The sequence below is a fragment of the Kineococcus sp. GCM10028916 genome (assembly GCF_042674865.1).
GTDB lineage: Bacteria > Actinomycetota > Actinomycetes > Actinomycetales > Kineococcaceae > Kineococcus.
Genome location: NZ_JBHTFM010000021.1, coordinates 203262 through 229036 on the forward strand (window position 1 = coordinate 203262; position 25775 = coordinate 229036).

19 protein-coding genes, 1 tRNA gene and 1 pseudogene are annotated in these 25775 nt (G+C 72.6%); 13 read left to right on the plus strand and 8 right to left on the minus strand.

What is annotated here, in order from left to right; genetic code table 11:
• Positions 1-38: 38 nt before the first annotated feature.
• Positions 39-1373 carry an HNH endonuclease signature motif containing protein gene (locus ACFQ46_RS22860; protein ID WP_380262397.1) on the minus strand — a complete coding sequence of 445 codons (1335 nt, stop codon included), beginning with the start codon at positions 1371-1373 and terminating at the stop codon, positions 39-41.
• A 213-nt stretch (positions 1374-1586) separates the two neighbouring features.
• Between ACFQ46_RS22860 and ACFQ46_RS22865 the strand changes: the two genes are divergently transcribed.
• Entirely contained in the window at positions 1587-1985 is a 399-nt protein-coding gene (locus tag ACFQ46_RS22865; protein ID WP_380262399.1) for a hypothetical protein, read from the plus strand.
• Here ACFQ46_RS22865 and ACFQ46_RS22870 read toward each other — a convergent pair.
• From ACFQ46_RS22870 to ACFQ46_RS22885, 4 genes are read right to left on the minus strand one after another with little or no spacing between them, the layout of a single operon-like run.
• The gene (locus ACFQ46_RS22870; protein WP_380262401.1) at positions 1969-2886 is read right to left on the minus strand and encodes a hydroxymethylglutaryl-CoA lyase; all 918 of its coding nucleotides are present in this window, start codon (positions 2884-2886) and stop codon (positions 1969-1971) included. The two genes, ACFQ46_RS22865 and ACFQ46_RS22870, sit on opposite strands and share 17 nt — an antisense overlap.
• On the minus strand, positions 2883-4127 hold the full coding sequence (locus ACFQ46_RS22875) for a CaiB/BaiF CoA transferase family protein (protein ID WP_380262403.1): 1245 nt from the start codon (positions 4125-4127) through the stop codon (positions 2883-2885). The genes ACFQ46_RS22870 and ACFQ46_RS22875 overlap by 4 nt, the downstream gene beginning before the upstream one ends.
• Before the next feature lie 36 nt (positions 4128-4163).
• Entirely contained in the window at positions 4164-5219 is a 1056-nt protein-coding gene (locus ACFQ46_RS22880) for a permease (protein ID WP_380262405.1), read from the minus strand.
• 19 nt (positions 5220-5238) lie between these two features.
• Positions 5239-6081, minus strand: coding sequence for an aldo/keto reductase (locus ACFQ46_RS22885; protein ID WP_380262407.1), 843 nt, complete (start codon positions 6079-6081; stop codon positions 5239-5241).
• 65 nt (positions 6082-6146) lie between these two features.
• On the opposite strand from ACFQ46_RS22885, the pseudogene fdh reads away from it, so the two are divergent.
• The 4 genes and pseudogenes from fdh to ACFQ46_RS22905 all read left to right on the plus strand — a co-directional run.
• Positions 6147-9374 (plus strand): annotated as a pseudogene (fdh, locus tag ACFQ46_RS22890) (formate dehydrogenase); the annotation flags it as partial.
• A gap of 197 nt (positions 9375-9571) precedes the next feature.
• Positions 9572-10699 carry a 4Fe-4S dicluster domain-containing protein gene (locus ACFQ46_RS22895; RefSeq protein ID WP_380262409.1) on the plus strand — a complete coding sequence of 376 codons (1128 nt, stop codon included), beginning with the start codon at positions 9572-9574 and terminating at the stop codon, positions 10697-10699.
• A 95-nt stretch (positions 10700-10794) separates the two neighbouring features.
• Positions 10795-11796, plus strand: coding sequence for an NrfD/PsrC family molybdoenzyme membrane anchor subunit (gene nrfD / locus ACFQ46_RS22900; protein ID WP_380262710.1), 1002 nt, complete (start codon positions 10795-10797; stop codon positions 11794-11796).
• A gap of 18 nt (positions 11797-11814) precedes the next feature.
• Positions 11815-12669, plus strand: coding sequence for a formate/nitrite transporter family protein (locus ACFQ46_RS22905; RefSeq protein ID WP_380262411.1), 855 nt, complete (start codon positions 11815-11817; stop codon positions 12667-12669).
• Here the strand turns inward: ACFQ46_RS22905 and selD are convergent, their stop codons facing one another.
• The gene (selD, locus tag ACFQ46_RS22910) at positions 12670-13662 is read right to left on the minus strand and encodes a selenide, water dikinase SelD (protein ID WP_380262413.1); all 993 of its coding nucleotides are present in this window, start codon (positions 13660-13662) and stop codon (positions 12670-12672) included.
• Between the two features lie 40 nt (positions 13663-13702).
• Between selD and ACFQ46_RS22915 the strand changes: the two genes are divergently transcribed.
• The 4 genes from ACFQ46_RS22915 to ACFQ46_RS22930 all read left to right on the plus strand — a co-directional run bounded on the left by ACFQ46_RS22915 (position 13703) and on the right by ACFQ46_RS22930 (position 18034).
• Positions 13703-13798 (plus strand) — tRNA-Sec (locus ACFQ46_RS22915).
• 29 nt (positions 13799-13827) lie between these two features.
• On the plus strand, positions 13828-15117 hold the full coding sequence (gene selA, locus ACFQ46_RS22920; protein ID WP_380262712.1) for an L-seryl-tRNA(Sec) selenium transferase: 1290 nt from the start codon (positions 13828-13830) through the stop codon (positions 15115-15117).
• A gap of 11 nt (positions 15118-15128) precedes the next feature.
• A complete protein-coding gene (selB, locus tag ACFQ46_RS22925; RefSeq protein ID WP_380262714.1) occupies positions 15129-16904 on the plus strand; it encodes a selenocysteine-specific translation elongation factor in 1776 nt (591 codons plus the stop codon).
• Positions 16904-18034 carry an anhydro-N-acetylmuramic acid kinase gene (locus ACFQ46_RS22930; RefSeq protein ID WP_380262415.1) on the plus strand — a complete coding sequence of 377 codons (1131 nt, stop codon included), beginning with the start codon at positions 16904-16906 and terminating at the stop codon, positions 18032-18034. The genes selB and ACFQ46_RS22930 overlap by 1 nt, the downstream gene beginning before the upstream one ends.
• On the opposite strand, the gene ACFQ46_RS22935 is transcribed toward ACFQ46_RS22930, so the two are convergent.
• Together ACFQ46_RS22935 and ACFQ46_RS22940 are read right to left on the minus strand one after the other, a co-directional pair.
• Entirely contained in the window at positions 18024-18428 is a 405-nt protein-coding gene (locus ACFQ46_RS22935; RefSeq protein ID WP_328291765.1) for a universal stress protein, read from the minus strand. The genes ACFQ46_RS22930 and ACFQ46_RS22935 overlap by 11 nt on opposite strands.
• Before the next feature lie 15 nt (positions 18429-18443).
• The gene (locus ACFQ46_RS22940) at positions 18444-19844 is read right to left on the minus strand and encodes a CitMHS family transporter (RefSeq protein WP_380262417.1); all 1401 of its coding nucleotides are present in this window, start codon (positions 19842-19844) and stop codon (positions 18444-18446) included.
• A 151-nt stretch (positions 19845-19995) separates the two neighbouring features.
• Between ACFQ46_RS22940 and ACFQ46_RS22945 the strand changes: the two genes are divergently transcribed.
• The 4 genes from ACFQ46_RS22945 to ACFQ46_RS22960 all read left to right on the plus strand — a co-directional run bounded on the left by ACFQ46_RS22945 (position 19996) and on the right by ACFQ46_RS22960 (position 25764).
• Positions 19996-21636, plus strand: a complete 1641-nt coding sequence (locus ACFQ46_RS22945) for an ATP-binding protein (RefSeq protein WP_380262419.1) — start codon at positions 19996-19998, stop codon at positions 21634-21636.
• Entirely contained in the window at positions 21636-22331 is a 696-nt protein-coding gene (locus ACFQ46_RS22950; RefSeq protein ID WP_328291762.1) for a response regulator, read from the plus strand. Before ACFQ46_RS22945 ends, ACFQ46_RS22950 begins: the two co-directional genes overlap by 1 nt.
• A gap of 162 nt (positions 22332-22493) precedes the next feature.
• The gene (locus ACFQ46_RS22955; RefSeq protein ID WP_380262421.1) at positions 22494-24107 is read left to right on the plus strand and encodes a putative bifunctional diguanylate cyclase/phosphodiesterase; all 1614 of its coding nucleotides are present in this window, start codon (positions 22494-22496) and stop codon (positions 24105-24107) included.
• 85 nt (positions 24108-24192) lie between these two features.
• Positions 24193-25764, plus strand: a complete 1572-nt coding sequence (locus tag ACFQ46_RS22960) for a methyl-accepting chemotaxis protein (protein ID WP_380262423.1) — start codon at positions 24193-24195, stop codon at positions 25762-25764.
• Positions 25765-25775: the final 11 nt, after the last annotated feature.

Consider the following 25775-nt stretch of genomic DNA (forward strand, 5'->3'; position numbering starts at 1 on the left):
CGCAGCCTGCTGGCTGCGGGGGTGACTCGTGGTGGGGGTCAGAACGGTGGTTCGTCTGGAAGCCCGGGCCAGAGTTCTCCCGGCTTCTCGAGCCTCGCGTCGATCCTGGCGTGATGGGCTCTGGTGGCTTCGAAGACGTACTGGGTCTTGAAACGGTGATGGCCTCGGCAGTACGCGCGGAGGTTTCCTGCGGTGGTCTGACCTTCCGGCCAGGGGATGGTGTGGTCGAGGTCGCAGTTGACGGCGGGGACGTGGCAGCCGGGCGCGGTGCAGTACTCGTCGCGCGCGGTGATGAAGCGGCGCATGGTGTCGGTGATGGCGTAGGCCTTGGCGCCCACGTCGATGACGTCGCGGGTGCCGGGGGATTGCACGACCTTCCGCCACATCGCGCCGGTGGTGGTGGCGAGTTCTCGGGCGACGTGGGCGGGGACGGGCCCGACGCCGTCGACGGTGGCTTCTTCGTCGTCGAGGCCGAGGAGGGTGGTGGCGTCGATGCGGACGTAGACCTGGACGGACGTCGCGGGGCGGTGGGTGCGTCCGATCACGGCGGGCGAGTTCGCTGACGCGGGTGTGGTGGGGTTCCTGGCGGCGGGGACGGCGCGGTCCGTGGCGTCGGTGAGCATGTCGACGATGACGTCGCGAACTCGCTGCCCGTGGCTGCGGGTGTCGAGGAGGCCGGCCTTCTTGGCCGCGTCCGCGGCGTGGTCGGCGGCGGTGTTGGTGTGGGCGACCAAGCGGAGGGCGAAGGCGGTGGGGGCGATGAACCCGAGGTGGCTGTGGAGGCCGTCTTCGCAGGGGGTGTGTCCCAGTCCGCGAGGGTCGTCGTTCTTCTCCAGGACGACGGATTCGTAGCCGGGCGTCAGTTCCCCGACTTTCCGGGAGCACCTGATCCCGAGTCGTCGTCCGGTGAGTCCGTTCTGGGCGTGCTGGACGGCGTCGGTGAGGTAGTCGTCGAGGGCGGCCGTGTACGCGTCTCCGTGCAAGAGTTTCTCACCCTCTTCGACGGTGGTGTCGATGACGCGTCCGTCGGGGTCGAGGTGGTCGGTGAGGGTGGCGGTGCGGGCGCCGAGGCGTTCGGCGTGGTCTTCGATGGTGCGCGCCTGGTAGCGGGTGACGGTGCCGTCGGCGACGGCTTGCCAGAGGGTGGCGTGGTCGTGGCCTCGGCGCCAGGCGTTGTGGATGGTGGCGCGGTCGCGGTCGAAGTCCATGCCTTCGTCGCGGGAGTACTCCTCGGCGACGAGGTCGACGGCGGCCTCCCAGCGGTCGAACCCGGTTCCGGTGACGGTGACCCCGCGGTCCTCGAGCTGGTCGAGGTCGGGGTGGGGGGAGTCGTGGACCATGGTGACGGCGTCGGTGACGCCGAGGTAGAACATGGCGTGGGCGGCGTCGGCGAAGCGGCGGTACTTCCCTGGCAGGCCGAAGGCGACCCCTGTGGGGGCCTCTTTTGCTGCGTCAGGAACCCCTCCTGTCGAGCCGGGACGATCAGGGACTTGCCAGGTTTCGCACCGGGAGTCCCCGGCCCCCGGTGCCATCGTCGTGACTGCGCCTGCGACGTCGCAGGCGCACCAGCTTCCAGGAGGACGATGATGGCGAAGCAGCGCATCGGACGCGGGCCCCTCGACGTGGTTCTCGAGGACACGACCACCTCGCACCCGCGCCTGTACGTGCGGGACGGCAGCGGACTGGTGATGGTCCTGCCGGTGCACGTCGACTCCCTGCCGGACGTGCGGGCGCACCTGAACAGCCCGGGGGCGGGGGAGGCGTGCGACGTGGAACTCGTCGACGAGTCCGGTCAGGTCGCCTCGCGGTGGGGGAGTTTCGCCTGCCCGGGCCAGGCGGCCGCGCTGGCCGTCGTCCTGCTGGGTTCCGACCGGAGCCTCGTGGACGCCCGGGTCGTCGCCCACGGCGGGGCGCGCCGGGGTGCCACCGTCGAGGAGGTCCGCTGGCACCGGATGCCCTTCGTGCCCGCTACGGCCTGGGGCTGAGCGTCCACGGGAAGGCTCCGGCCGTCGACCGCGCACCCTGCGCCGCCTTCGAGCCGCCGGGTTCGCCGAGCTCGGCCAGGACCGACTCGGACAACTGCACGAGTTCCGCGAACGTCTGCGGGGTGAGCCAGTCCGGACGCAGACCGAACACCAGGTCCTCGGTGGCCGTGTTGCCGCTCGCCCCGGGCGCGAACGGGCAGCCGCCCAGGCCGCCCAGCGTGGCGTCGACGAAACCGGCGCCCGCTGCGACGGCCGCGTGCGCGTTCGCGACCCCCTGGCCCCAGGTGTCGTGGCCGTGGAAACCGATCCGCCGCTCCGGGGTCTCGGTGCGTACCCGGGAGATCAGCGAGCCGACCTCCACCGGGGTCGCCTGACCCAGGGTGTCGCAGACGACGACGTCCTGGGTGCCGGCGGTCCGCGGGTCGTCGGCGATGCGGATGACCTCGTCGGGGTCGACGGGACCGTCGAACGGGCAGGTGAAGCTCGTGGCCAGGCACAACTGGATCCGCCCGGTCCCGGCGGCTGCGATCCCGTCCGGCACGGTGTCCAGGCTCTGCTCGGTACTGCGTCCGAGGTTCGCGCGGTTGTGGGCGTCCGACACCGAGAGGCAGTACTGGAAGTTCACGACCCCGCGTTCGGCCGCGCGACGCACGTGACCCGGGGTGGCGACCCACACCCAGCACCGCCGCAACTCCTCCGGGGTCAGGGCGTCGACGACCTCGAGGGTGTCGGCCAGCGTCGGGACGAGATCGCCGCGCGCCATCGACCCGATCTCCAGGCTCGGGACCCCCAGGGCGAGCAGGGCCCGGACGATCTCGACCTTGCGCGCGGTGCTCGGTGCGCGGCCGACCAGTTGCAGGCCGTCCCGCAACGTCACGTCACGCAGTTCCACCGTGCTCACGAGAGTTCTCCCGTCGTTGCGAACTGCTGCGCTCGGTCCTCGGACCACCCCAGGACGCCCGTCAGGACCTCCACCGTGTGCTCGCCGAGGTCGGGGCCGACGCTGCGCACCGGCAACGACGTGGCCCCGAGCAGCGGCACGATCCCTGGGAAGTCCACCGGCTGTGGACCCCGTCCGGCGTCCACGCTGAGTTCCTGCACCATGCCCCGGACGCGGTACTGCGGATCGGCGCGGATGTCGGCGGCCTCGTAGATGGGGCCGGCGGGGACGCCGGCGACGTCGAGGACGTCGAGGACCTCCGACCGGGTGCGCGTCGAGGTCCACGCCGTGATGGCTTCGTCGAGCTCGTCCCGACGCTGCCACCGGGCCGCGTTGCTCCCCAGGTCCGTGTCGTCGGCGAGGTCGGGACGGGCGATGGCGGTCATGAACCGGGCGAAGATCGAGTCGCCGTTCCCGGCGATCACGACACTGCCGTCGAGGCACTCGTAGGCGTTCGTCGGCGCGATCCCCTCCATGCGCCCGCCGACCCGCTGCCGCGTCACCCCGTAGGCGGAGTGGTCGGGCACGAGGGACTCCATCATCGACAGGACGGCCTCGTTGAGGGCCACGTCGACGTGCTGGTCCACCGGACCGAGCGGTGGTGCGCCCGCGGCGGAGCGCCGGTCCCGTTGCAGCAGCGACATGACGACCCCGAAGGCGGCGTAGAGACCGGCGATGGAGTCCCCGATGGAGACCCCGGTGCGCGACGGCGGGCGGTCGGCCTCGCCGACCAGGGCGCGGAGTCCGCCGAACGCCTCGGCGACGGCCGCGAACCCCGGGCGGGCCGCCATCGGGCCGGTCTGCCCGAAAGCGGAGATCCTGGCCACGACGAGGTCGGGGTTCTCCGCCTGCAGGTCCGCCGCCGAGAGCCCCCACCGGTCCAGGGTCCCCGGCCGGAAGTTCTCGATCAGCGCGTCGGAGGCGTGGACCAGGGCACGGACGACGTCGCGGCCCTCGGGGGTCCTGAGGTCGACGACGATCGACTTCTTGCCGCGGTTCACCGTCCGGTGGAGCATCGACGTGTCTCCGGCGTAGAGACGCCAGTTCCGCAGTTCGTCTCCGGTGCGGGGGCGCTCGACCTTGATGACCTCGGCCCCGAAGTCGGCCAGCAACCTCCCCGCCGTGGGGGCGGCGATGTAGTTGCCGAGCTCGAGGACCCGCAGGCCCGAGAGCGGCAGGGGACGGTCGTCGTCGGTCGGCACGGCTCGATCCTGCCCGATGCGCCCGCCGTCGAGCGCTCAGGTGGTGAGGGAGAGGAGCCCGGCCCCCAGGAGCCCGCCGGCGGCGACCGTCGCCGCGGTCCAGAGGACGACACGGCGACGCAGCACCCCGAGGACCATGACGGCCGAGGGGAGGCTGATCGCGGGGAGGGTGATCAGCAACGCGCCCACGACCGCGGGTCCGAGGCCCGCCGCGGCCAGGCCCTGGGTGATGGGCACCTCGCCCGCGGTGGGGATGACGAGCAGGGTGCCGAGCACGACGGCGAGCAGGACGGTCAGCACCCCCCACGAGCGGGCGGACTCCCCGAGCGGGAAGAGCCAGCCGGCGAAGGTGCCGACGGCGAACACCACGAGGAGGTACTCCGGGACGAGGACGAGAGCCATCCGCGCCAGGACGGGCAGGAAGCGCCGGGGCCCACTGTCGTGCTCGGCGACGGCCTCGCCGGCCTGCGCCGCGACGCGTTCCCCGGCGAGCCGGGCCACCAGGACGGAGCCTCCGGTCACGACCAGCAGGCCGACGACCAGCCGCGTCACCACCCACTGCCAGGGCGCGACCAGGGCGAGGAACACCAGGACCGCCGGGTTCAGCAGCGGGTTGCCCAGCCAGTACGCCACCACGCCCGCGGTGGGCACCCCGCTGCGCCGCAGGGAGTTCGCCACCGGTGCGGTGCAGCAGGAGCACATCATCGACGGGGTCGCCAGCAACCCGCCGACGACGGCGCTGGAGGTGTCCCGACGGCGTCGCAGCAGCGAGAGCAACCAGCGCCGCGGTACCAGCGTCTGCACCCCCGCAGCGACGACGAGCCCGGCCACGACGGCCTTCCACACGGCGAGGGCGTAGACCTCGGTGAACTCCCAGCCCGCGCGGAGGCTCGGGCCGGTGCCGGGTTCGATGCCGGCCCCGGCGAGGACGGAGGAACCGCTCCAGTCACGGGTACCGAGCAGTTCCTCCGTCCTCGCCGTGTACGGGGTCCACTTCGCCCAGAGGAGCAGGACGGCCGTCAGCCCGAGGAACGCCAGGAACCCCGGCAGGGCCACGCGCCGGAGCGCCGGCGAGGACGACTGGACGGTCATCGGGATCCCTCCCAGGGGGTCAGCTGGGGACGTAGTCCATGGTGTCGGGGTGGCCACCGGTGCGGCCGGCGTCGCCCTGGTCCAGGGCGGAGATCAGGGCGAGGTCCTCCTCGGCCAGCTCGAAGTCGAACAGCGAGAAGTTCTCCTCCATCCGCGACGGCGTCACCGACTTGGGGAAGACGATGTCGCCGCGCTCGATGTGCCAGCGCAGCACGACCTGGGCCGGGGACTTCCCCAGGCGCCGGGCGACGTCGGTGATGGTCGGGTCGTCCAGGACCTTGCCCTGGGCGATGGGCGACCACGCCTCGATCCCGATCTGGTGCTCGCCGCAGTAGCGACGGACCGCCTCGTTGCCGAAGTAGGGGTGCACCTCGATCTGGTTCACCGCCGGGACGACGGTGGTCTCCTGCGCCAGGCGCTGCAGGTGGTTGACCTGGAAGTTCGAGACGCCGATCGACTTCAGCCGGCCGTCGGCCCGAGCCTCCTCGAGCACCTTCCACGTGGAGACGAAGTCGCCGCCGTAGAGCGTGGGCAGCGGCCAGTGGATGAGGTAGAGGTCGATCGGCCCGCCGAGCTTGGCGACGGAGTCGTCGATGGCCTGGCGCGCCTTGTCGGGTTCGTGGAAGCCGTTGTTCAGCTTGCTGGTGATCCAGACCTCGTCGCGGGGCACGCCGGAGTCGAGCACGCCCTGGAGGGTCTCGGCCTCGTTGCCGTACATCTGCGCGGTGTCGAGGTGGCGGTAGCCGAGGTCGAGCGCGGTCTTCACGGCCTGCGCGGTCTCGGTCGGGTCGATCTGGAAGACGCCGAACCCGAGCTGGGGGATCTCGCGGCCGTCGTTGAGCATGATGGTGGGTACGGACATGGCGGACACGCTGGTACGACGCGTCGGGGTGCGCATCTCGAGATCGCGGGCGTAACCTCCCGTTCGTGGGCATCAAGACGTTCCTCGAGGGCTGGCCGGTCTACCGCCAGCTGACCGGTGACGATCCGTTGGGGCGCGGTGCGGCGTCGCAGTCGAACCGCTCGAGGTCTCTGACCCCCAGGACGGTGACGGCCGACCGGGTCGCGAAGTCCGTCTGCCCCTACTGCGCCGTCGGCTGCGGCCAGCGCGTCTACGTGAAGGACGAGAAGGTCGTCCAGATCGAGGGCGACCCCGACAGCCCCCACTCGCGCGGTCGCCTCTGCCCCAAGGGCTCGGCCAGCGAACAGCTCGTGAACGGCGACTCCCGCCAGACGAAGGTCCGCTACCGCGCGCCCTACGCGACCGAGTGGTCCGACCTCGACCTCGACACCGCCATGGACATGATCACCGACCGGGTGATCGACGCCCGTCGCCGCGGCTGGCAGGACCGCGACGAGCGGGGCCGCCGGCTGAACCGGACGATGGGGATCGCCAGCCTCGGTGGGGCCACGCTGGACAACGAGGAGAACTACCTCATCAAGAAGTTGTTCACGGCCATGGGCGCGATCCAGGTCGAGAACCAGGCTCGTATTTGACACTCCGCCACGGTGCCCGGTCTGGGTGCCTCGTTCGGTCGCGGTGGAGCCACCGGTGACCTGCAGGACCTGAGCAACGCCGACGTCATCGTCATCCAGGGCTCGAACATGGCCGAGTGCCACCCGGTCGGGTTCCAGTGGGTGATGGAGGCCAAGGCGCGCGGGGCCAAGGTGTTCCACATCGATCCCCGCTTCACGCGCACGAGCGCGCTCGCGGACACCTACCTGCCCATCCGCTCGGGCACCGACATCGTCCTGCTCGGGGCGATCATCAACCGGGTCCTGGTGCAGGAGCGCGACTTCCGCGAGTACGTCCTGGCCTACACCAACGCCTCGCACCTGGTCAGCGAGGACTTCCAGGACACCGAGGAGCTCGACGGGTTGTTCTCCGGGTTCGACCCCGAGACCCGCTCCTACGACACCAAGTCCTGGCAGTACGCGGGAGCGGAGGAGCACGGGGACGAGCAGGAGGAGACCGCCGAGTCGCAGGACAGCGAGTCGGGGCACTCCCTGGGCGCCGGCGGCGCGGCCGTGGACCACGAGAGCATCCAGCGCGACCCGACGTTGCAGGACCCGCGCTGCGTGTGGCAGGTCATGAAGCGGCACTTCGCGCGCTACACCCCGGAGATGGTCGCCGACGTCTGCGGCATCCCCACCGACCTCTTCGAGGAGCTCGCCGAGGCGTGGATCTCGAACTCGGGCCGGGAGAAGACGGGCGTGCTGGTCTACAGCGTCGGCTGGACCCAGCGCGGGACGGGCGTGCAGTACATCCGGGCCGGCGCGATCCTGCAGCTGCTGCTGGGGAACATGGGCCGCCCCGGCGGTGGCGTCATGGCGCTGCGGGGCCACGCGTCGATCCAGGGGTCGACGGACATCCCCACGCTCTACAACCTGCTGCCCGGCTACCTGCAGATGCCGCACGCCGAGCGGCACCCGAGCCTGGCGGAGTACGTCGACTCCATCAAGGGCGACAACCAGAAGGGTTTCTGGGCCAACGCCGACGCCTACACCGTCAGCCTGCTGAAGGCGTACTTCGGTGACGCGGCGACGGCCGAGAACGACTACCTCTTCGACGAGCTGCCCCGCATCTCCGGCGACCACGGCACCTACAGCCAGGTCATGGACATGATCGAGGGCGGGAAGATCTTCGGGTACTTCCTGCTCGGGCAGAACCCCGCCGTCGGCTCCGCCAACGGTCGTGCCCAGCGCCTGGGGATGGCGAACCTCGACTGGATGGTCGTGCGCGACCTGGTCATGATCGAGAGCGCGACGTTCTGGAAGGACGCGCCCGAGGTCGAGACCGGGGAGATCGTCACCGAGCAGTGCCGCACCGAGGTGTTCTTCCTCCCCGCGGCTTCCCACGTGGAGAAGGAGGGCACCTTCACCCAGACGCAGCGGCTGCTGCAGTGGCGGGAGAAGGCGGTCAACCCACCGGGTGACGCGACGAGCGAACTCTGGTTCTTCTACCACCTGGGCCGGCGGATGCGTGAGAAGCTCGCGAACTCCAACGACCCCCGCGACCAGCTGCTCCTGAACGTCGCGTGGGACTACCCCACCCACGGGGAGGAGCAGGAACCCAGTTCCGCGGACGTGCTGAAGGAGATCAACGGGTACGGGCCGGACGGCCTGCTCCCCGGCTACACGGCGCTCAAGGCCGACGGGTCGACGTCCAGCGGGTGCTGGATCTACTCCGGGGTCTACGCCGACGACGTCAACCAGGCCGCCCGCCGCAAGCCCGGGCGCGAGCAGTCGCTGCACGCTCCCGAGTGGGGCTGGGCCTGGCCGATGAACCGCCGCGTGCTCTACAACCGCGCCTCCGCCGACCCGGACGGGAAGCCGTGGAGCGAGCGCAAGGCACTGGTGTGGTGGGACGCGGACGCCGGGCGCTGGGTCGGGGACGACATCCCCGACTTCGAGGCGACGAAACCGCCGTCCTACCGTCCCCCCCAGGGGGCGACCGGGGTGGAGGCCATCGCCGGTGACGACCCGTTCATCATGCAGAGCGACGGCAAGGCCTGGCTCTACGCGCCCAAGGGCGTCGTCGACGGCCCGTTGCCGGCGCACTACGAACCGGCCGAGTCGCCCTTCCGCAACGCCGTCTACACCCAGCAGGCGAACCCCGCGCGGGAGATCTACACCAACCACCTCAACGAGGTGCACCCCTCTCCGCCGGAACTGGGCAGTCAGGTGTTCCCGTTCGTCTGGATCACCTCCCGCCTCACCGAGCACCACACCGCCGGTGGCATGAGCCGCTACCTGCCGTACCTCGCGGAGCTGCAGCCGGCGCTGTTCATGGAGGTCTCCCCGGAACTGGCCCGCCTGCGCGGGCTGGAGCACCTCGGCTGGGCGCACGTCGTCACCGCCCGCGCGGTCGTCGAGGCCCGCGTGCTGGTGACCGACCGGCTGACCCCGTTGAAGGTGCAGAACCAGCTCGTGCACCAGATCTGGCTGCCCTACCACTGGGGCCAGGGTGGCCTGACGACGGGAGACGTCGTCAACGACCTGATGCACCTCACCCTGGACCCGAACGTGCACATCCAGGAGTTCAAGGCCGGCACCTGCGACGTCGTCCCGGGTCGCCGTCCGCGGGGTCCGGCGGTGCTCGACCTCATCGACGAGTACCGCGTCCGCGGCGGGGTGACGATGGCGTCGGGTTCGGTGGCGCGGACGTCCGACCTGATCGCCCGCGGTGGCCGCGGAATGGCCGAGCTCGCGCAGACCGGTGCCGACAACGTGGGTGCCGGACACGACGACCGAGAACTGGAACAGGTGTTGAGCGTGCGCCACGACGGCAGCGAGCCGAGGGTGCTCGATCGAGACCCCGCCGAGGGGCTCGACCCCGGGAACGAGGACCGATGACCGCCCTGGACGACCTCGCCGGCAGCCTGTACGGCCGCCTGGACGACCCGGCGCGCGACGCCGGCCACGAGGCGCCGCCGCCGCGGAAGGGGTTCTTCACCGACACCTCGGTCTGCATCGGCTGCAAGGCCTGCGAGGTGGCGTGCAAGGAGTGGAACGCCGTCCCCGAGGACGGCATCGACCTCCTCGGCATGTCCTACGACAACACCGGCGGGCTCGGCGCGGACTCCTGGCGGGCGGTGGCGTTCATCGAGCAGTCCCGGCCGGTCGTCGACGCGCTGCAGCAGGAGACGGTGTCCGCCGGGTTCGACGCCTTCGAGGAGGCGGCGCGGCTGGGGACCGGGGTGCCCGGGGGACAACCGCTGGCGGACCGGGCCTACCAGAACTCCTCCCACGGCGGAGGCGGTGGCGGCTGCGGAGGTTCCTGCGGGTCCTCCGCCGCGGCGGCGCCGACGAAGGCCGCACCCGCGGCTCCGACCGACAAGAGCACGGGTCAGTTCCTGGGGATGCCGGGGATGCTGGCGCCCGCGCCGCTGCCGGACCGGGACGGCCGCCAGGACGTCCGCTGGCTGATGATGTCCAACGTCTGCAAGCACTGCACGCACGCCGCGTGCCTGGACGTCTGCCCCACGGGTGCCTTGTTCCGCACTGAGTTCGGGACCGTCGTCGTCCAGGAGGACGTCTGCAACGGGTGCGGCTACTGCGTCTCGGCCTGCCCCTACGGCGTCATCGACAAGCGGGAGAGCGACGGCCGGGCCTGGAAGTGCACGCTGTGCTACGACCGCCTCGGTGAGGACCAGACGCCCGCCTGCGCGCAGGCCTGCCCCACGGAGTCGATCCAGTTCGGTGACCTCGACGAACTCCGGGAACGTGCCGAGCGTCGTCGTCAGCAACTGCACGACGTCGGGGTGACCGAGGCCCGGTTGTACGGCGAGAACCCCGAGGACGGGGTGGGCGGGGACGGCGCGTTCTTCCTCCTCCTCGACGAACCCGAGGTCTACGGCCTGCCGCCGGACCCGGTCGTCACCACGCGCGACCTGCCCTCCATGTACAAGCACATGGCCGCGGCCGCGGGGTTCATGGTGCTCGGCGTCCTCGCCGCCTCGGTGGGGCGGCGCGGGTGAACCCGAAACCGTCGCAGGAGACGCCGCACCAACCCGGTCAGCCGGGTTTCGAGCACGTGCCCGGGACCGACCCCATCGGCGGTCAGGCGGCGCGCATGTTCGGGGCCGAGATGGGGAAGCGGGAGAAGCGCAAGGGTCGGCGCGGCGACGTCAACGCCGTCGTCCCCGACGCGGAGTTCCGTTCCTACTACGGCCGGGCCGTGCTCAAACCCCCGGTGTGGACGCACGAGATCGCCTACTACCTGTTCGCCGGGGGTCTCGCGGCGAGCAGTTCGATGCTGGGTGCGGTGGCCACGGCCCGGGGCGACCTCGCCGCCCGGCGCGCCTACCGGTTCACCGCCCTCGGCGCCGTCGGGGCCAGTGCCTACTTCCTCATCTCCGACCTCGGTCGTCCCGAGCGCTTCTACAACATGCTGCGGGTCGCCAAGCCGACGTCCCCGATGTCGGTGGGGACGTGGATCCTCACCGCCTACGGCCCGCTGGCCGGCGCCGCCGCCGTCTTCGAGGCGGCCCCGCTCCTGCCCCCACGCGGCCTCCTCGATCTGGCGCGAAAGGTCGCTCCACCCGCAGGTCACGTGCTCGGGGTCGGGGCGGCCCTCACCGCCCCGTTGCTGGCCACCTACACCGCCGTCCTCTTCGCCGACACCGCCGTGCCGAGCTGGCACGAACCGTTCCGCGAACTCCCCTTCGTCTTCGGTGGCAGTGCTCTGGGTGCTGGTGCGGGGGCGGGACTGCTGCTCGCCCCACTGAGCCAGTCCGGTCCCGCCGCGCGCGTCGCGGTGATCGGTGCCACCGTGGAACTCGCTGCCGCGCACCGGATGGAGACCGCCCACGGGCTCGTCAGCGAACCGTTCCACCTGGGCCGGCCCGGGAAGTTCCTCCGGGCCGCCCGCATCCTGACCGCCGCTGGAGCAGTCGGCGCGGTGCTCGGTCGCCGGTCCCGGATCGTGTCCGCCGCCGCGGGCGCGAGCCTGCTCGCCGGTTCGTTCCTGACCCGCATGGCCGTGTTCGAGGCGGGCGTCGCCTCGACCAAGGACCCCAAGTACGTCGTCGTTCCCCAGCGGGAACGCCTGGAGGCACGTCAGCGCGCCTCCTGAAACCTCGAGGAGCTTCGCATGGCGTTCAAGACACCCGACCAGATCGCCGTCGCGGCGGTCGCCAGCGGCGAGAAGAAGGCCCACCTCCCCGTCTCGAAGATGCTCGTCGGCGGTTTCCTGGCGGGGGCCTACATCGCCTTCGCGGGGTTGCTGGCCGTGGACGTGACCGCCGGCCTCGACCCGAAGATCTGGGGCGGGGTGACGACCCTCCTCACGGGGGCCGTGTTCAGCCTCGGGCTCATCCTCGTTGTCATCGCCGGTTCGGAACTGCTCACGGGCAACATGGCCCTGGTCCCGATCGCCCTGCTCAGCCGCCGCGTTAGCCTCGGGCGGCTCGGGTTGAACTGGGGCGTCGTGCTCTTCGCCAACCTCCTCGGGTCCCTCTTCGTGGCCTACGTGCTGGCCGTGCAGACGGGGGTCATCGGCGCCGAGGGAACGGCGTCCTTCACCCGGCTCGCCGCCATCGCGACCGGCAAGGCCGTCACCGAGGACGACCTCACGATCTTCCTGCGGGCCATCGGCTGCAACTGGCTGGTCTGCCTCGGGGTGTGGATGGCCATGGCCGCCGAGGACGTCGCCGGCAAGGTCCTGGCCATCTTCTTCCCCATCACCGCCTTCGTGGCGCTCGGCTTCGACCACGTCGTCGCGAACATGTTCTTCCTGCCTGCGGCCCACTGGGCCGGGGTTCCCGGCATCGGGTGGGGGAGCATCCTGCGCAACTGGGTCTTCGCCGGGCTCGGCAACGCCATCGGCGGAGGGGTGTTCGTCGGTGCCGCCTACTGGTTCCTGTACCTCAAGGGCAAGGACGACGCCCCGGCGGCCGGACCGGCGGCGACGTCGGACGCCTCCGGTACCGCGGGCGCGCCGCGCTGATCAGCGGACCACGAGCGTGGTCCCCGCCCGGGCGGGGACCAGTTCACCAACGACGGGGTAGCCGGGGACCTCGCCGGCGACGAGAAGACCGCCGGAGGTCTGGGCGTCGGCGAGCAGGATGAGCTCCTCCTCGTCGAACCCCCCGGCCGAGAGGAACGGGCGGACCCAGTCGAGGTTGCGCCGACTGCCGCCGGGGACGAAACCGTCGGCCAACGACCGGCGCGCCCCGTCGACGTAGGGCACGGCGGCGGCGTCGACGACGGCGGTGACCCCGCTGGCGCGGGCGACCTCGTGCAGGTGGCCCAGCAGGCCGAAACCGGTGATGTCGGTCGCGCAGCGGGCCCCGGTGGCGAGCGCCGCCCGGGACGCGTCCGCGTTCAGCGTCGTCATCACCGCGACCGCCTCCTCGAAGACCTCGCCGGTCGCCTTGTGGCGGTTGTTCAGCACCCCGAGGCCGAGGGGTTTCGTCAGGGTGAGGGGGAGACCGGCCACGGCCGCGTCACCCCGGAGCAGCCGCTCGGGGTCGCCGATGCCGGTGACGCTCATCCCGTAGAGGGGCTCGGGGTTGTCGATGCTGTGGCCCCCGCCGAGGTGGCAGCCGGCGGCCGCGGCCACGTCGGCCCCACCGCGCAGGACCTCCCGGGCCAGTTCGGGCGGCAGGACGTCGCGGGGCCAGCCGAGGAGGTTCACCCCGACCAGCGGCGTGCCGCCCATCGCGTAGACGTCGGACAGCGCGTTCGTCGCCGCGATCCGGCCGAAGGTGTAGGCGTCGTCGACGACGGGGGTGAAGAAGTCCGCGGTCGCGATGACCGCCTGTCCACCGGCGATGCGCACGACGGCCGCGTCGTCGCCGACCCCCACGAGGAGGTCACCGGTCGCGGGCCCGGTGAGGCCCTCGACCATCCGTTCCAGCTCGCCGGGCGGGATCTTGCACGCGCACCCCCCGCCGTGGGCGTACTGGGTGAGCCGAACCGCCGCGTCCGTCGTCGTCACGCGGCCCACGGTATGACAGGGTGTGCTCGCGTGCTGCCGGGGAGGCGTACGGGTGCCTGGTGGCCCCCGCGGTCTTCAACACCGACGTGACCGAGCACCTCGGTCAGGTGGGTTCGATTCCCATCCGCCTCCGCCACGCAGCCCCGGGGTAGGTTCTGCCTCGTGCTGCCCGACCACCGCCGGACCGTCCCCCGCACCGACGCCGTCCTCGCCGATCCGCGGGTCGACGCGGCCGTGCGGACCCTGGGGCGCGACGTCGTCAAGGACGTCGTGCGGGAGGTGCAACAGCGGGTCCGCGCCGGGGAGGCGCCGGCCGAGGACGTCGTCGGGCTCGTCCTGGCGGGGCTGCCCGCGGCGGGGACGACCCTGCGCCGCGTCCTCAACGCGACCGGCGCGGTCCTGCACACCAACCTGGGGCGCGCGCAGCTCTCCGACGCCGCGGTGCAGGCCGTCGTCGCCGCGGCCGGGGCCACCGACGTCGAGATGGACCTCGCGACCGGCCGCCGCGCCCGGCGGGGCCGGGGCACGATGGCGGCGCTGCGGGCCGCGGTCCCCGCCGCCGGTGACGTGCACGTCGTGAACAACGGCGCGGCGGCGCTCGCGCTGGTCGCGACGGCCCTGGCCGCGGGCCAGGAGATCGTCGTCAGCCGGGGCGAACTCGTCGAGATCGGGGACGGTTTCCGGTTGCCGGACCTGCTGGAGTCCACCGGCGCCCGGTTGCGGGAGGTCGGGACGACGAACCGTACCTCGCTCGCCGACTACCGGGCCGCCGTCGGGGAACGGACGGGGTTCGTCCTCAAGGTCCACCCGTCGAACTTCGTCGTCACCGGGTTCACCGCGGGCGTCGAGGCGGCCGAGCTCGCCGGGCTGGGAGTTCCCGTGGTCGTGGACATCGGGTCGGGGTTGCTCACCCCGGACCCGCTGCTGCCCCGCGAACCGGACGCGCAGTCCGTCCTCGCCGCCGGCGCCGACCTGGTCACGGCCTCCGGGGACAAGCTCCTCGGGGGACCGCAGGCGGGTCTGCTGCTGGGTAACGCCGAGCTCGTGGAGCGGTTGCGACGACACCCGCTGGCCCGCGCGCTCCGGGTCGACAAACTCACCCTCGCGGCCCTCGAGGCGACGCTGCGCTCGGTCGGGAACCCGACCGTGGGGGCCGTGCACGCCGACGTCGACGACCTGCGACGGCGCTGCACCGCCGTGGCGGAAACGCTGTCCGACAGGGGGATCGACGCCCGTTCCGAACCCGCCGTCGCCGTCGTCGGCGGCGGTGGCGCCCCGGGGGTGGAACTCCCGTCGTGGGTGGTGTCGCTGCCCCCGCAGCTCGTGGAACCGCTGCGGCTCGGGGAACCCGCGGTCGTGGGGCGCGTCGAGGGCGGGCGGACGTTGCTGGACCTGCGGTGCGTACCGCCGGAGTCCGACGACGCGGTGGTCGCCGCCGTCCTGGCGCTGACGTGATGTCGGACGGGATGCACGTCGTCGCGACCGCGGGGCACGTCGACCACGGGAAGTCCAGCCTCGTCCGGGCGCTGACCGGACGGGACCCGGACCGCTACGCGGAGGAGAAGCGCCGCGGCCTGACCATCGACCTGGGTTTCGCCTGGAGCGACCTGCCCGGGGCGGGGGCCGTGGCGTTCGTCGATGTCCCCGGCCACGAGAAGTTCGTCCCCACCATGCTCGCCGGGGTCGGTCCCGTCCCGGTCGTCGTGTTCGTCGTCGCCGCCGACGGCGGGTGGATGCCGCAGTCGGCCGAGCACCTCGCGGCGCTCGACGCGCTGGGCGTCCGGCACGGGATGCTCGTCGTCACCCGCGCCGACCTCGCCGACCCGGAACCCGCGCGGGCCCGGGCTCTGGCCGAACTGCGCGCCTCCAGCCTGGGGGAGGTCCCCTCCGTCGCGTGCAGCGTGGTGACGGGGACCGGGTTGGACGACGTGCGCCGGGTCCTCGCCGACGTGCTGTCGCGGGTGCCGGCGCCGGACCTCGCGGCGCCCGTGCGGTTCTGGGTGGACCGCAGCTTCTCCATCACCGGGGCGGGAACGGTCGTGACCGGGACGTTGTCGGCCGGTCGGATCGCGGTGGGGGACGAGCTCCAGCTCGGCGAGCGCCGGGTGCACGTCCGCGGGGTGCAGTCCATGGACCGTGACGTCGAGCGGGTGGACGCGCTCGCGCGGGTGGCGCTGAACCTGCGGGGGGTGGACCGTCACGACGTGGGTCGCGGGGACGCCCTGCTGACCCCGGGGACGCACCGGCTCACCGACGTCGTCGACGTGCGGCTGCCGGGCACCGAGCCGCCCACCGACCTGCCCGCGCAGGTGGTCGCGCACGTGGGGTCCGCGGCCGTCGCGGTGCGGACCCGGCCACTGGGCGTCGATGACAGCGGGGACGGCGAGGACGTGCTGGTGCGGTTGCAGCTGCGGACGGCGTTGCCGCTGCGGGTCGGCGACCGGTTGCTGCTGCGTGACCCGACCCGCCACACCGTCGTCGGAGCGGGGACGGTGCTGGACGTCGACCCGCCGCCGCTGAACCGTCGGGGGGCGGCCGCCGCGCGCGCCGCCGACCTCGCCGGGGTCCGGGGACCGGACGCGGCCGGGGAACTGCGTCGGCGGCGGGTGGTGCGGGGTGAGCACCTGCGGTCCATGGGGGTCGCGCCGACCGGTGCGCCGGTGACCGGGGACTGGTACGTCGACGCGGGGTACTGGGCGGACCTCGGGCGCCGGTTGCGCACCGTCGTGACCGAGGTCGCGACGGCGAACCCCCTGCAGCCCGGCCCGACGCTGGAGCAGGCCCGCCGCCTGCTGGGACTCCCGGCCCTGGACCTCGTCGAGGCGCTCGTGTCGACGCCGTTGCGGGTCCACGACGGACGCGTGGTGGAGCGGACCTCGGACCTGCCCCCCGCGGTGGAACGCTCGGTCCAGCTCGTCCTCGCCGACCTGGCGCGGGAACCCTTCGCGGCCCCCGACGTCGAGCGGCTGCGGGAACTCCGGTTGGGTCGCTCGGAACTCGCCGCGGCCGTCCGGGCGGGTCGCCTGGAACGGGTCGCCGAGGGGATCGTGCTGGCCCCGGGGTTCCGGGACCGGGCTGTCGGGGCGCTGCGGGCGCTGCCGCAACCGTTCTCGATGAGCGACGCCCGGCGGGCGCTGGGCACCTCGCGTCGGGTGGCGGTGCCGGTGCTCGAGTCCCTCGACGCGGCGGGGCGGACGGTCCGGGGCACCGACGACCGGCGGCGGCTGGAGGGAAACCCGTAGTGCGCGTCCTGGGGATGATGTCCGGGACCTCCCACGACGGGATCGACCTCGCCGTCGTCGAGTTCACGCTCACCGGGGACGTGCTGCACGCCCGGCTGGCGGAGTCGCGCAGCGTGCCGTACTCCGACGCGTTGCGCGCCGACCTCGTGGCTGCGCTGCCGCCGGGACGGATCGGGATGGCGGAGGTCTGTGCCCTCGACGTGCGGATCGGTCAGGAGTTCGCCGCCGCCGCGGCCGGGGTGGACGAGGAGTTCGACGTCGTCTGCAGCCACGGGCAGACGGTGTTCCACTGGGTGCAGGACGGTTCCGTGCTGGGGACGTTGCAGCTCGGGCAACCGTCGTGGATCGCCGAGGCGACCGGGGTTCCGGTGGTTTCCGACCTGCGCAGCGCCGACGTCGCGGCGGGTGGGCAGGGGGCGCCGCTGGTGCCGCTGCTGGACCAGTTGCTGCTGGCACCGTTCGTCGCGCAGGGACGGACGGCGGCCGCGCTGAACCTCGGTGGCATCGCGAACGTCACCGTCTGCGCGCCCGGTGCACCGACCCGGGCGTGGGACACCGGTCCCGCCAACGCTCTCCTCGACGCCGCGGCGGGCGGGATGGACCGCGACGGGGCGCTGGCCGCGTCGGGCACCGTCGACCCGGAACTGCTCGCGGAACTCCTCGCCGAGCCCTACTACCTCCGGGAACCGCCCAAGACGACGGGCAAGGAACTGTTCCACCCGGGCTACGTCGAGGGGTTCCGCCGGCGGCCGCTCGACACCGCCGACCTCGTCGCGACGCTCACCACGCTGACGGCCCGGACCGTGGCGGAGGCCCTCCGCGGGGTGGACGTCGTCGTCGCCAGTGGTGGCGGGGTGCGCAACCCCGAGCTGATGCGCCGGCTCGCCGGCGAACTCGGCGGCGTGGAACTCGTGACCTCCGACGCGCTGGGCTGTCCGGCCGACGACAAGGAGGCCGTGGCCTTCGCCCTGCTGGGCTGGGCCGCCCTGCACGGCCTGCCGGGGAACGTGCCCACGTGCACCGGCGTGAGCGGTCCCCGGGTCCTGGGGCAGCTGACGCCGGGCCGGGCGGGCTGGCCGGTGCTGACCGCGCGACCCGCCTGGCCCACCCGGCTCGACCTCAGGACTTGATCGTCACCACCGGGCAGGACGCCTCACCGATGACCCGCTGGGCGATGCTGCCGAGCAGGAACTTCATGGTGGCCGAGCGCCGGCGCACCGGGAGGACGACGACGTCGGCGCCGGCGGCGCTGAGGGCGATCAGCTGGTCGGCGACGTCGGGGTCCGGGTCGTGCAGGCGCGCGGACACCCCGGCCGCGGCCGCGTCGACCTCGACGCTGCGGCGCAACGCCTGCGAGGCGTGCACGGGGGTGGAGGGCGCGTCGGAGGTGATCGGCACCGCCTCCAGTTCCAGGCCGAGGGCGCGGGCGCGTTCCAGGGCCCAGGCCAGGGCGGCGGCCCCTTCCGGGCGGTCGGTGACGGCGACGACGACGTTCTTCACGATCTCGTTCTCCACGGGGTCCACGGGTTTCTCCTGGTTTCAGCCGAGCGGGACGACGCCGAAGGCGACGGCCGTGGCGAGCATGACGAGGGACAGGACGACGGCCCGCCAGATCACCTTCTTGTGGTGGTCGGCGAGGTCGACCTTGGCGAGGGAGATCAGCAGCAGCATCGCCGGGACGAGCGGGGAGGTGAAGTGCACGGGCTGGCCGACGATGGAGGCCCGGGCCATCTCCACGGGGCTGATGCCGAACTCGGCCGCGGCCTGGGACAGGATCGGGAGCACCCCGAAGTAGAACCCGTCGTTGGACAGGAAGAACGTCAGCGGCATGCTCAGCACCGCGGTGATCGCCGCCAGGTGCGAACCCCACGCGTCGGGCACCACGTCGACGAGCCAGGTGGCCATCGCGGTGTCCATCTTCGACTCCGACAGCACCGCCGTCAGGACCGCCGCGGCGAAGACCATCGACACCACCGAGACGATGCTCGAGGAGTGTTCCTTGACGCGCTCGACCTGCTGGGCGGGGTTGGGGAAGTTCACCAGCAGGGCCAGCGCGGCCGCCACCATGAACAGGAACGGCAACGGCAGGACGTCCATGCCCAGCAGGACCAGCAGGGCGACGGTGAGGACGGCGTTGAACCAGATGAGCTTGGGGCGCAGGGTGGGACGGTTCGGGTCCAGGGCCCCGCTGGTCATCCCGTCGTCGTCCGCGGACCCACCGACCGAACCGCCACCACCGGTGCGGGGGCGGCCGTCGCCCCCGGCCATCGCCAGTTCCCGGGACTCCACCGTCTCGGTCTCCTCGAGGGTCAGCTCGAGGCCGGCCTTGGCCAGGCGACGCTTCTCGCCGACGCCGAGGGCCCAGGCCATGAGGATCACCGCGACCATCCCCGCGAGCATGCTGGGGACCATCGGGTTGAACAGTTCCGAGGGCGAGACCCCCAGCGCCGTCGCGGCGCGGACGGTCGGTCCGCCCCAGGGGACGATGTTCATGACGCCGGCCGACAGGTTCGCCACGACGGTCAGGACGACGGGGGAGAGCTTCAGTCGCAGGTAGAGCGGCAGCATCGCCGAGACGGTGATGATGAACGTCGTCGACCCGTCGCCGTCGAGGGACACGAGCGCCGCGAGGACCGCGGAACCGATGACGACGCGCACCGGGGAGTTCCCGCAGATCCGCAGGATCAGCCGGATCAGCGGGTCGAACAACCCGACGTCGATCATCAGGCCGAAGTAGACGATCGCGAAGAACAGCAGGGCCGCCGTGGGGGCGAACTCCTTGAGCTGGTCCATCACCGCGTCACCGACGCCGACCCCGCTGCCCGCGAGGACCGCGAAGAACAGCGGGACGAGGATCAGGGCGACGACCGGGGTCAGTCGTTTGGTGAGGATGAGCGCCATGAACACGGCGACCATGCCGAAACCGAGGGCGACAAGCATCGTTGCTCCGTCTTCAGGGGTTGGTGTGACCCGGGCCACGCTAGGGGCACTGGTCCGCCTCGGACGGGTTGCGCGCCTTGCGCTCACGGGGCGCGCCTTCCGCGTGTTGTGCTCGTTGTGCTCGACCCGGGCCGGGGCTACGGTCTGCGGTGTGGACCCCCGACGATGGCCGTTCAGCCGCCAGGTCCTGGCCGTCCTGCTCCTCCTCGTCGCGGTCGTCCTCGCCATCGGCTGCGGCGGGTCCCTCCTCCTGCTGCGTCAGCAGGCGGTGGAGGAGTCCCGCTCCCGCAGCCTCGACGTCGCCCGGACGCTGGCCGAGGACGACGCCGTCCGCACCGCCGTGACCGCCGCCAGCGACGCCCCGCCGGCCACCGCCGCCGACCTCGCCGCGGGCACCGTGCAGCGCGAGGCCGAGGACGTGCGGCGGCGCACCGGGGCGTTGTTCGTCGTCGTCACCGACGACCGTGGGCTGCGCCTGGCCCATCCCGACCCCGCCCTCCTCGGGGCGCGGGTCAGCACCGACCCCACCCAGGCGCTGGCGGGCAACGAGGTCGTCACCGACGAGGTCGGAACGCTCGGGTCCTCCGCCCGGGCCAAGGTGCCCGTCTTCGCGCTCGACTCCGACCGCGTCGTCGGGGAGGTGAGCGTGGGCGTGGGGGCCGCGGCCGTCGCCGACCGGGCCCGCGACGCGGTCCTGCCCGCCCTCGCCGTCGCCGCGGGGGCGCTCGTCGTCGGCCTGCTCGGCGCCGGGTTCCTCGCCCGGCGGCTGCGCCGGCTGACCCTCGGACTGCAACCGGAGGAGATCGGCGGACTGCTCCAGGGCCACGACGCCGTCCTGCACGGCATCGCGGAAGGGGTCGTCTCCGTCGACCCCGCCGGTCACGTCGTCCTCGCCAACGACGAGGCCGCCCGCCTGCTGGGGTGCGGGCTGCCCACCGGCCGCGACGTCGCCGAACTCCCCGGTCCCGTCCGCGCCACCCTCGACGCACCCGCCCAGCTGCCGCGCCTCGCCGTCGTGGGTGAGCGGGCCCTGCTGCTCTCGGCCCGCCGCGTCGAACGGGAAGGCCGGTTCCTCGGCCACGTCGTCACCGTCGCCGACCGCACCGACGTCGAACTGCTCACCCGCCAGCTCGACGCCGTGCGCGCCGTCGGGGAGGTCCTGCGCGCCCAGCGCCACGAGTTCGCCAACCGGCTGCACCTGGTCTCCGGTCTCCTCGAGACCGGCCGCACCGAGGAGGCCGCCGGCTACGTCCGGACGCTGCTCGCGACCGGGCCCCTCGGCTCACGGGTCGAAGGCCTCGACACCGTCGTCGACCCCTACCTGCAGGCGTTCCTCGCCGCCAAGGCCGCGCACGCCCGCGAACGGCAGGTCGTGCTCGCCCTCGGCGACGTCGCGGTCGCCGGCCGGGTCGCCGACCCCGTCGACGTCACGACCGTGCTCGGCAACCTCGTCGACAACGCCGTCCGCGCCGCCGCCGGCAGCCCGCAGGCCCGGGTGGAGGTCGACCTCGTCCAGGACGGGACCGACCTCGTGCTCGCCGTCTCGGACTCCGGCCCGGGAGTACCGGAGGCGCTGCGGGACAGCGTGTTCGAGACCGGGGTCACGACCGGGGACGGGGGGCAGGGGATCGGGCTGGGACTGGTCCGCCAGGTCGCCCGGACCCGCGGCGGGGACGCCTGGCTCGCCCCCGCCGACCCGGCCCCGGCCATGGGTGGAGCGGTGTTCGTCGTCCGCCTCCCCGGAGCCCTGACCCTCGCCCCGCGCACCCGGACGAGCGAGGAGATCCGCTGATGCCCGGCGTCCTCGTCGTCGACGACGACTTCCGCGTCGCCTCCCTGCACGCCGGCTACGTCGAGGCCGTCGCCGGGTTCCACGTCGCCGGGACCGCGGGCTCGCTGGCCCAGGCCCGCGTCCTGCTGGAGCACCACCGCGCCGCCGGGACCCCCGTCGACCTCGCCCTCGTCGACGTCTACCTCCCCGACGGATCCGGCCTCGACCTGCTGCCCGACCTCGCCCCCGACTGCGACGCCTTCGTCCTCACCGCCGCGGGGGAGGCCGAGACGTTCCGCCGGGCCCTGCGCTCCGGGGCGCTGGGCTACCTGGTGAAGCCCTTCGGCGAGGCGCTGCTGCACGGCCGGCTGCGCTCCTACGCCCGCTACCGGCGGGTGCTCGCCACGGCCGTCGAGCACGCCCAGCCGCTGGACCAGGACCTCGCCGACGCCGCCCTGCGCGCCCTGCACGCCGAGGCCGGCGCGGCCAAGAACGCCAGCGTCGCCGCGGGCGCGACCCGCGACCTCGTGCTGCGGGCCCTGGCCGAGGCCGCTGAACCCCTCTCGGCCGCCGAGGTCGCCGCCGCCACCGGCATCTCCCGCGCCACCGCCCAGCGCCACCTCGCCGCCCTCGACGGCGAGGGCCGGCTCGCACTGCGACTGCGCTACGGCGCGACGGGCCGACCCGAGCAGCGCTACGCCCCCCTGCCCTCCTGACCTGCACGTGCCGCACCTGACGTGCGCCCGTACGGGTGACTGCAGGGCCGATCGGGCTGGCTCGACAGGACGCGGCCAACCGGGTGAAGTAGACAGAACGTGTTCAACCGATGACGATGTGCAGTTAAGTGCCTCAAGCCCGGACAAGGGGAGGAACGCAGGATGAGCCGTTGGCCCTGGTCGGCCCGGCACCTGGCCGGAGACGACGTACGCACCCGCGTCGTCCCGTGGGCCGTCGTCTCCCCCCTCGTCGTCGTCGGCGTCGTCGCCCTCGTGCAGGTCGCCGTCGACGGACTACCCACCCTCTCCGGACTCCTCACGGCGCTCGCCGGCGGGATCGTGGCCGCAGCCCTGCTGCTCGTCCTCTCCCTGCAGACCGCCAACCGCCTCGACTCCGAGGGACGCAGCCGGCAGGTGGAGCTCGACGCCGCCATGCGGCAAGCGCTGCACGACCCGCTGACCGACCTCGGGAACCGGCAGTTGTTCACCGACCGGCTGCAGCACGCGTTGGCCCGTCGTGGTTCCAAGGCCTGCGCCGTCCTCTACCTCGACCTCGACGGGTTCAAGACGGTCAACGACACCCACGGCCACGCCGTCGGGGACATCGTCCTCGTCGAGGTGTCGCAGCGGTTGCGGACCGCCGTCCGCCCCGAGGACACCGTCGCCCGGTTCGGGGGGGACGAGTTCGCCGTCCTGTGCGAGGACCTGACCGACGAGCTCAACGCGAGCCGCATCGCCGACCGCGTCGTGAGTTCCATCTCCGACCGCCCGATCGACTTCGGCGAGGGCCACAAGCTCAACATCACGCCCAGCGTCGGGATCGCCCTGGCCCGCGACGAGGCCGACGCGTCGAAGCTGCTGCGCCGCGCCGACGCGGCGCTGTACCGAGCGAAGGAGGGCGGCAAGGCGCGGTCGGAACTCTTCGACGAACGCATGCAGGCCCAGGCCGTCGACGCCATGCAGACCGAGGACGACCTCGCCCTCGCCGTCGAACAGGGACAGCTGCGGCTGCACTACCAGCCGATCATCGACCTGCGCGACGGTCACGTGCAGGGGGTCGAGGCGTTGCTGCGCTGGCAGCACCCACGGCGAGGTCTGTTGCAGCCCATCGACTTCGTCCCCATGGCGGAACGCAGCGGGCTGATCATCGAGATCGGGAAGTGGGTCATCGCCGAGGCGTGGCGGACCCTCGAGGAGTGGTACTCCACGATCGAGGACTGCCAGTTGACGATCGCGGTGAACGTGTCCCGCCGCCAGTTGGCGAACGCGGAACTCCTCGACGCCGTGGCCGCGAACCAGCCGACCGGTCCGGCGGGCAACGCGCTGCTCGTCGAGGTGAGCGAGGACCTCCTCGTCGCCGACGCGAACGCGGGTTTCTCGACCCTGCACGCGCTGCGGATGATGGGGGTCCGCATCGCCGTCGACGACTTCGGCGCCGGGGTGTCCTCGCTGAAGCACCTGCAGTCGATGCCCATCGACCACGTGAAGGTCGACCGGCACTTCATCGCCGGCCTCGGCCGGCACCGTCAGGACGAGGCCGTCGTCGCCGGCATCATCGGCATGGCCAAGAACATGGGCGTCGGTGTCGTCGCCGAGGGCGTGGAATCGCACGAACAGCTGGAAGCGCTGCGCCGGCTGGGGTGCGACGCCGCGCAGGGCTTCCTGCTGGGGCGTCCGAACCCCGAGGTGCGGGCCGTCATCGACCTGCCGCCGTCGCCGCGGCGCGAGCTGGAGACCAGCGCCGACGGCGTCGTCCCGACGCCCGTCGCGGGCTGAGCCGAAACGCTTCATCCGCCCGCCCGAACCGCCGATGAACCCGGTGGAGGCGTCAGGTGGGCGCCAGGTGAGGTGGGCGGTTGTGATGGCGGGTTCCCCGCGCAAGGGTGGTTCCCTGACCTCTGGCATCGTCGGGGCGGCAGGGTGCATGGGTGTCGTCGCCCTGGCCCTCGGGGTGACCGGAGCGGTGACCGCGCAGGGGCAGGCCGACCAGTTCCAGCGGCTGCGTGACGACGCGCTCGTCCGCCTGGACACCGTCCACTCGGTGGAACTGCTCAACGAGCAGGTCAGCACGCTCGCCCTCAGCGTCCAGTTCCTGCCCGGCGGCGCCGCGGCGCTGTCCACGGACCTGCAGACGGCCACCACCGCCCGCGCCGACGCCGTGACGAAGCTGCAGGGGCTCACCAGCGGCCCCGACGCCGAACTGTCCGCCGACCTCGCGACCCAGCTGTCGACGATGACGACGCAGGGCGGGACGCTCCTCACCGCGAAGGACGACGCGAGTCGTGCGGCGGCGGCCACGGCCTACAACACCGCGCAGACGGCGTTCCGCAAGGACGCCAAGGTCCTGCTCGAGCACGCCTCCGCCTCCGTCGAGGCGGTCGTGACCGAGAGCCAGCACCGGGCCCGCACCGCGTTGCTGACCACCCTGCTCCTGCTCGGGGGCGGGTTCGCCGTCTGCATCGCCGTCACGGCGCGCGTGGTGAGCCGGGTGCGCGGCGACGCCAACCGCATCGCCGCGGTCGCCGAGGCCCTCGACCAGGGCGACCTGACCGTCTCCTCCGGCATCCAGCGGGGCGACGAGCTCGGTCGCATGGCCGCCGCCCTCGACCACGCCATCGCCCGGCTGCGTCAGGAGTTCTCCTCCGTCGCCGCCGGCGCGGAGAGCCTGGGACGTTCCTCGCGGGCCCTGGCCCAGGCGTCGTCGGAGTCCGCCGTGGCCTCCGACCGGGCCGGGTCGGAGGTGCGTTCGGTGTCCGGTGACATCTCCTCGGTGTCGACGAACCTGCAGGCCGTCTCGGCCGGTTCCGAGCAGATGGGTGCGGCGATCCGCGAGATCTCCGCCTCCGCCGCGGAGGCCACCGGCGTTGCGGCGCACGCGGTCCAGGTTGCCGAGGACACCACCGCGACCGTCGCCCGCCTCGGAGAGAGTTCCGCGGAGATCGGCAACGTCGTGAAGGTCATCACCGCGATCGCCGAGCAGACGAACCTGCTGGCGCTCAACGCGACGATCGAGGCGGCCCGGGCGGGGGAGATGGGCAAGGGGTTCGCCGTCGTCGCCGGTGAGGTCAAGGAACTCGCCCAGCAGACCGCCCGCGCGACGGAGGACATCTCCAAGCGGGTCGCGACAATCCAGTCCGACACGACCGGTGCGGTGACCGCGATCTCCTCGATCAGCGAGGTCATCGCGCGGATCAACGACCTGCAGACGACCATCGCGTCCGCGGTGGAGGAGCAGACCGCGACGACGTCGGAGATGTCGCGTTCCATCGGGGACGCCGCCCACGGCGCGGAGCGCATCACCTCCGGCATCGACGGGGTGTCGGCGGCGACGGACGCCACGGACCGCACGGTCGTCGCGACCCGGACCGCCGCCGACGAGGTGTCGGGTGTGTCCGAGCAGCTCCGCGCGCTGGTGGGTCGTTTCCGCCTCTGAGGACTGCGTCC

Coding starts and splice junctions, on each gene's coding strand:
- ACFQ46_RS22880 (WP_380262405.1), bottom strand. CDS start 5,219: ATGACCGTCCAGTCGTCCTCGCCGGCGCTCCGGCGCGTGGCCCTGCCG.
- ACFQ46_RS22960 (WP_380262423.1), top strand. CDS start 24,193: ATGGCGGGTTCCCCGCGCAAGGGTGGTTCCCTGACCTCTGGCATCGTC.
- ACFQ46_RS22950 (WP_328291762.1), top strand. CDS start 21,636: ATGCCCGGCGTCCTCGTCGTCGACGACGACTTCCGCGTCGCCTCCCTG.
- ACFQ46_RS22895 (WP_380262409.1), top strand. CDS start 9,572: ATGACCGCCCTGGACGACCTCGCCGGCAGCCTGTACGGCCGCCTGGAC.
- ACFQ46_RS22940 (WP_380262417.1), bottom strand. CDS start 19,844: ATGCTTGTCGCCCTCGGTTTCGGCATGGTCGCCGTGTTCATGGCGCTC.
- ACFQ46_RS22955 (WP_380262421.1), top strand. CDS start 22,494: ATGAGCCGTTGGCCCTGGTCGGCCCGGCACCTGGCCGGAGACGACGTA.
- ACFQ46_RS22905 (WP_380262411.1), top strand. CDS start 11,815: ATGGCGTTCAAGACACCCGACCAGATCGCCGTCGCGGCGGTCGCCAGC.
- ACFQ46_RS22865 (WP_380262399.1), top strand. CDS start 1,587: ATGGCGAAGCAGCGCATCGGACGCGGGCCCCTCGACGTGGTTCTCGAG.
- nrfD (WP_380262710.1), top strand. CDS start 10,795: ATGTTCGGGGCCGAGATGGGGAAGCGGGAGAAGCGCAAGGGTCGGCGC.
- ACFQ46_RS22860 (WP_380262397.1), bottom strand. CDS start 1,373: ATGTTCTACCTCGGCGTCACCGACGCCGTCACCATGGTCCACGACTCC.
- selB (WP_380262714.1), top strand. CDS start 15,129: ATGCACGTCGTCGCGACCGCGGGGCACGTCGACCACGGGAAGTCCAGC.
- ACFQ46_RS22885 (WP_380262407.1), bottom strand. CDS start 6,081: ATGTCCGTACCCACCATCATGCTCAACGACGGCCGCGAGATCCCCCAG.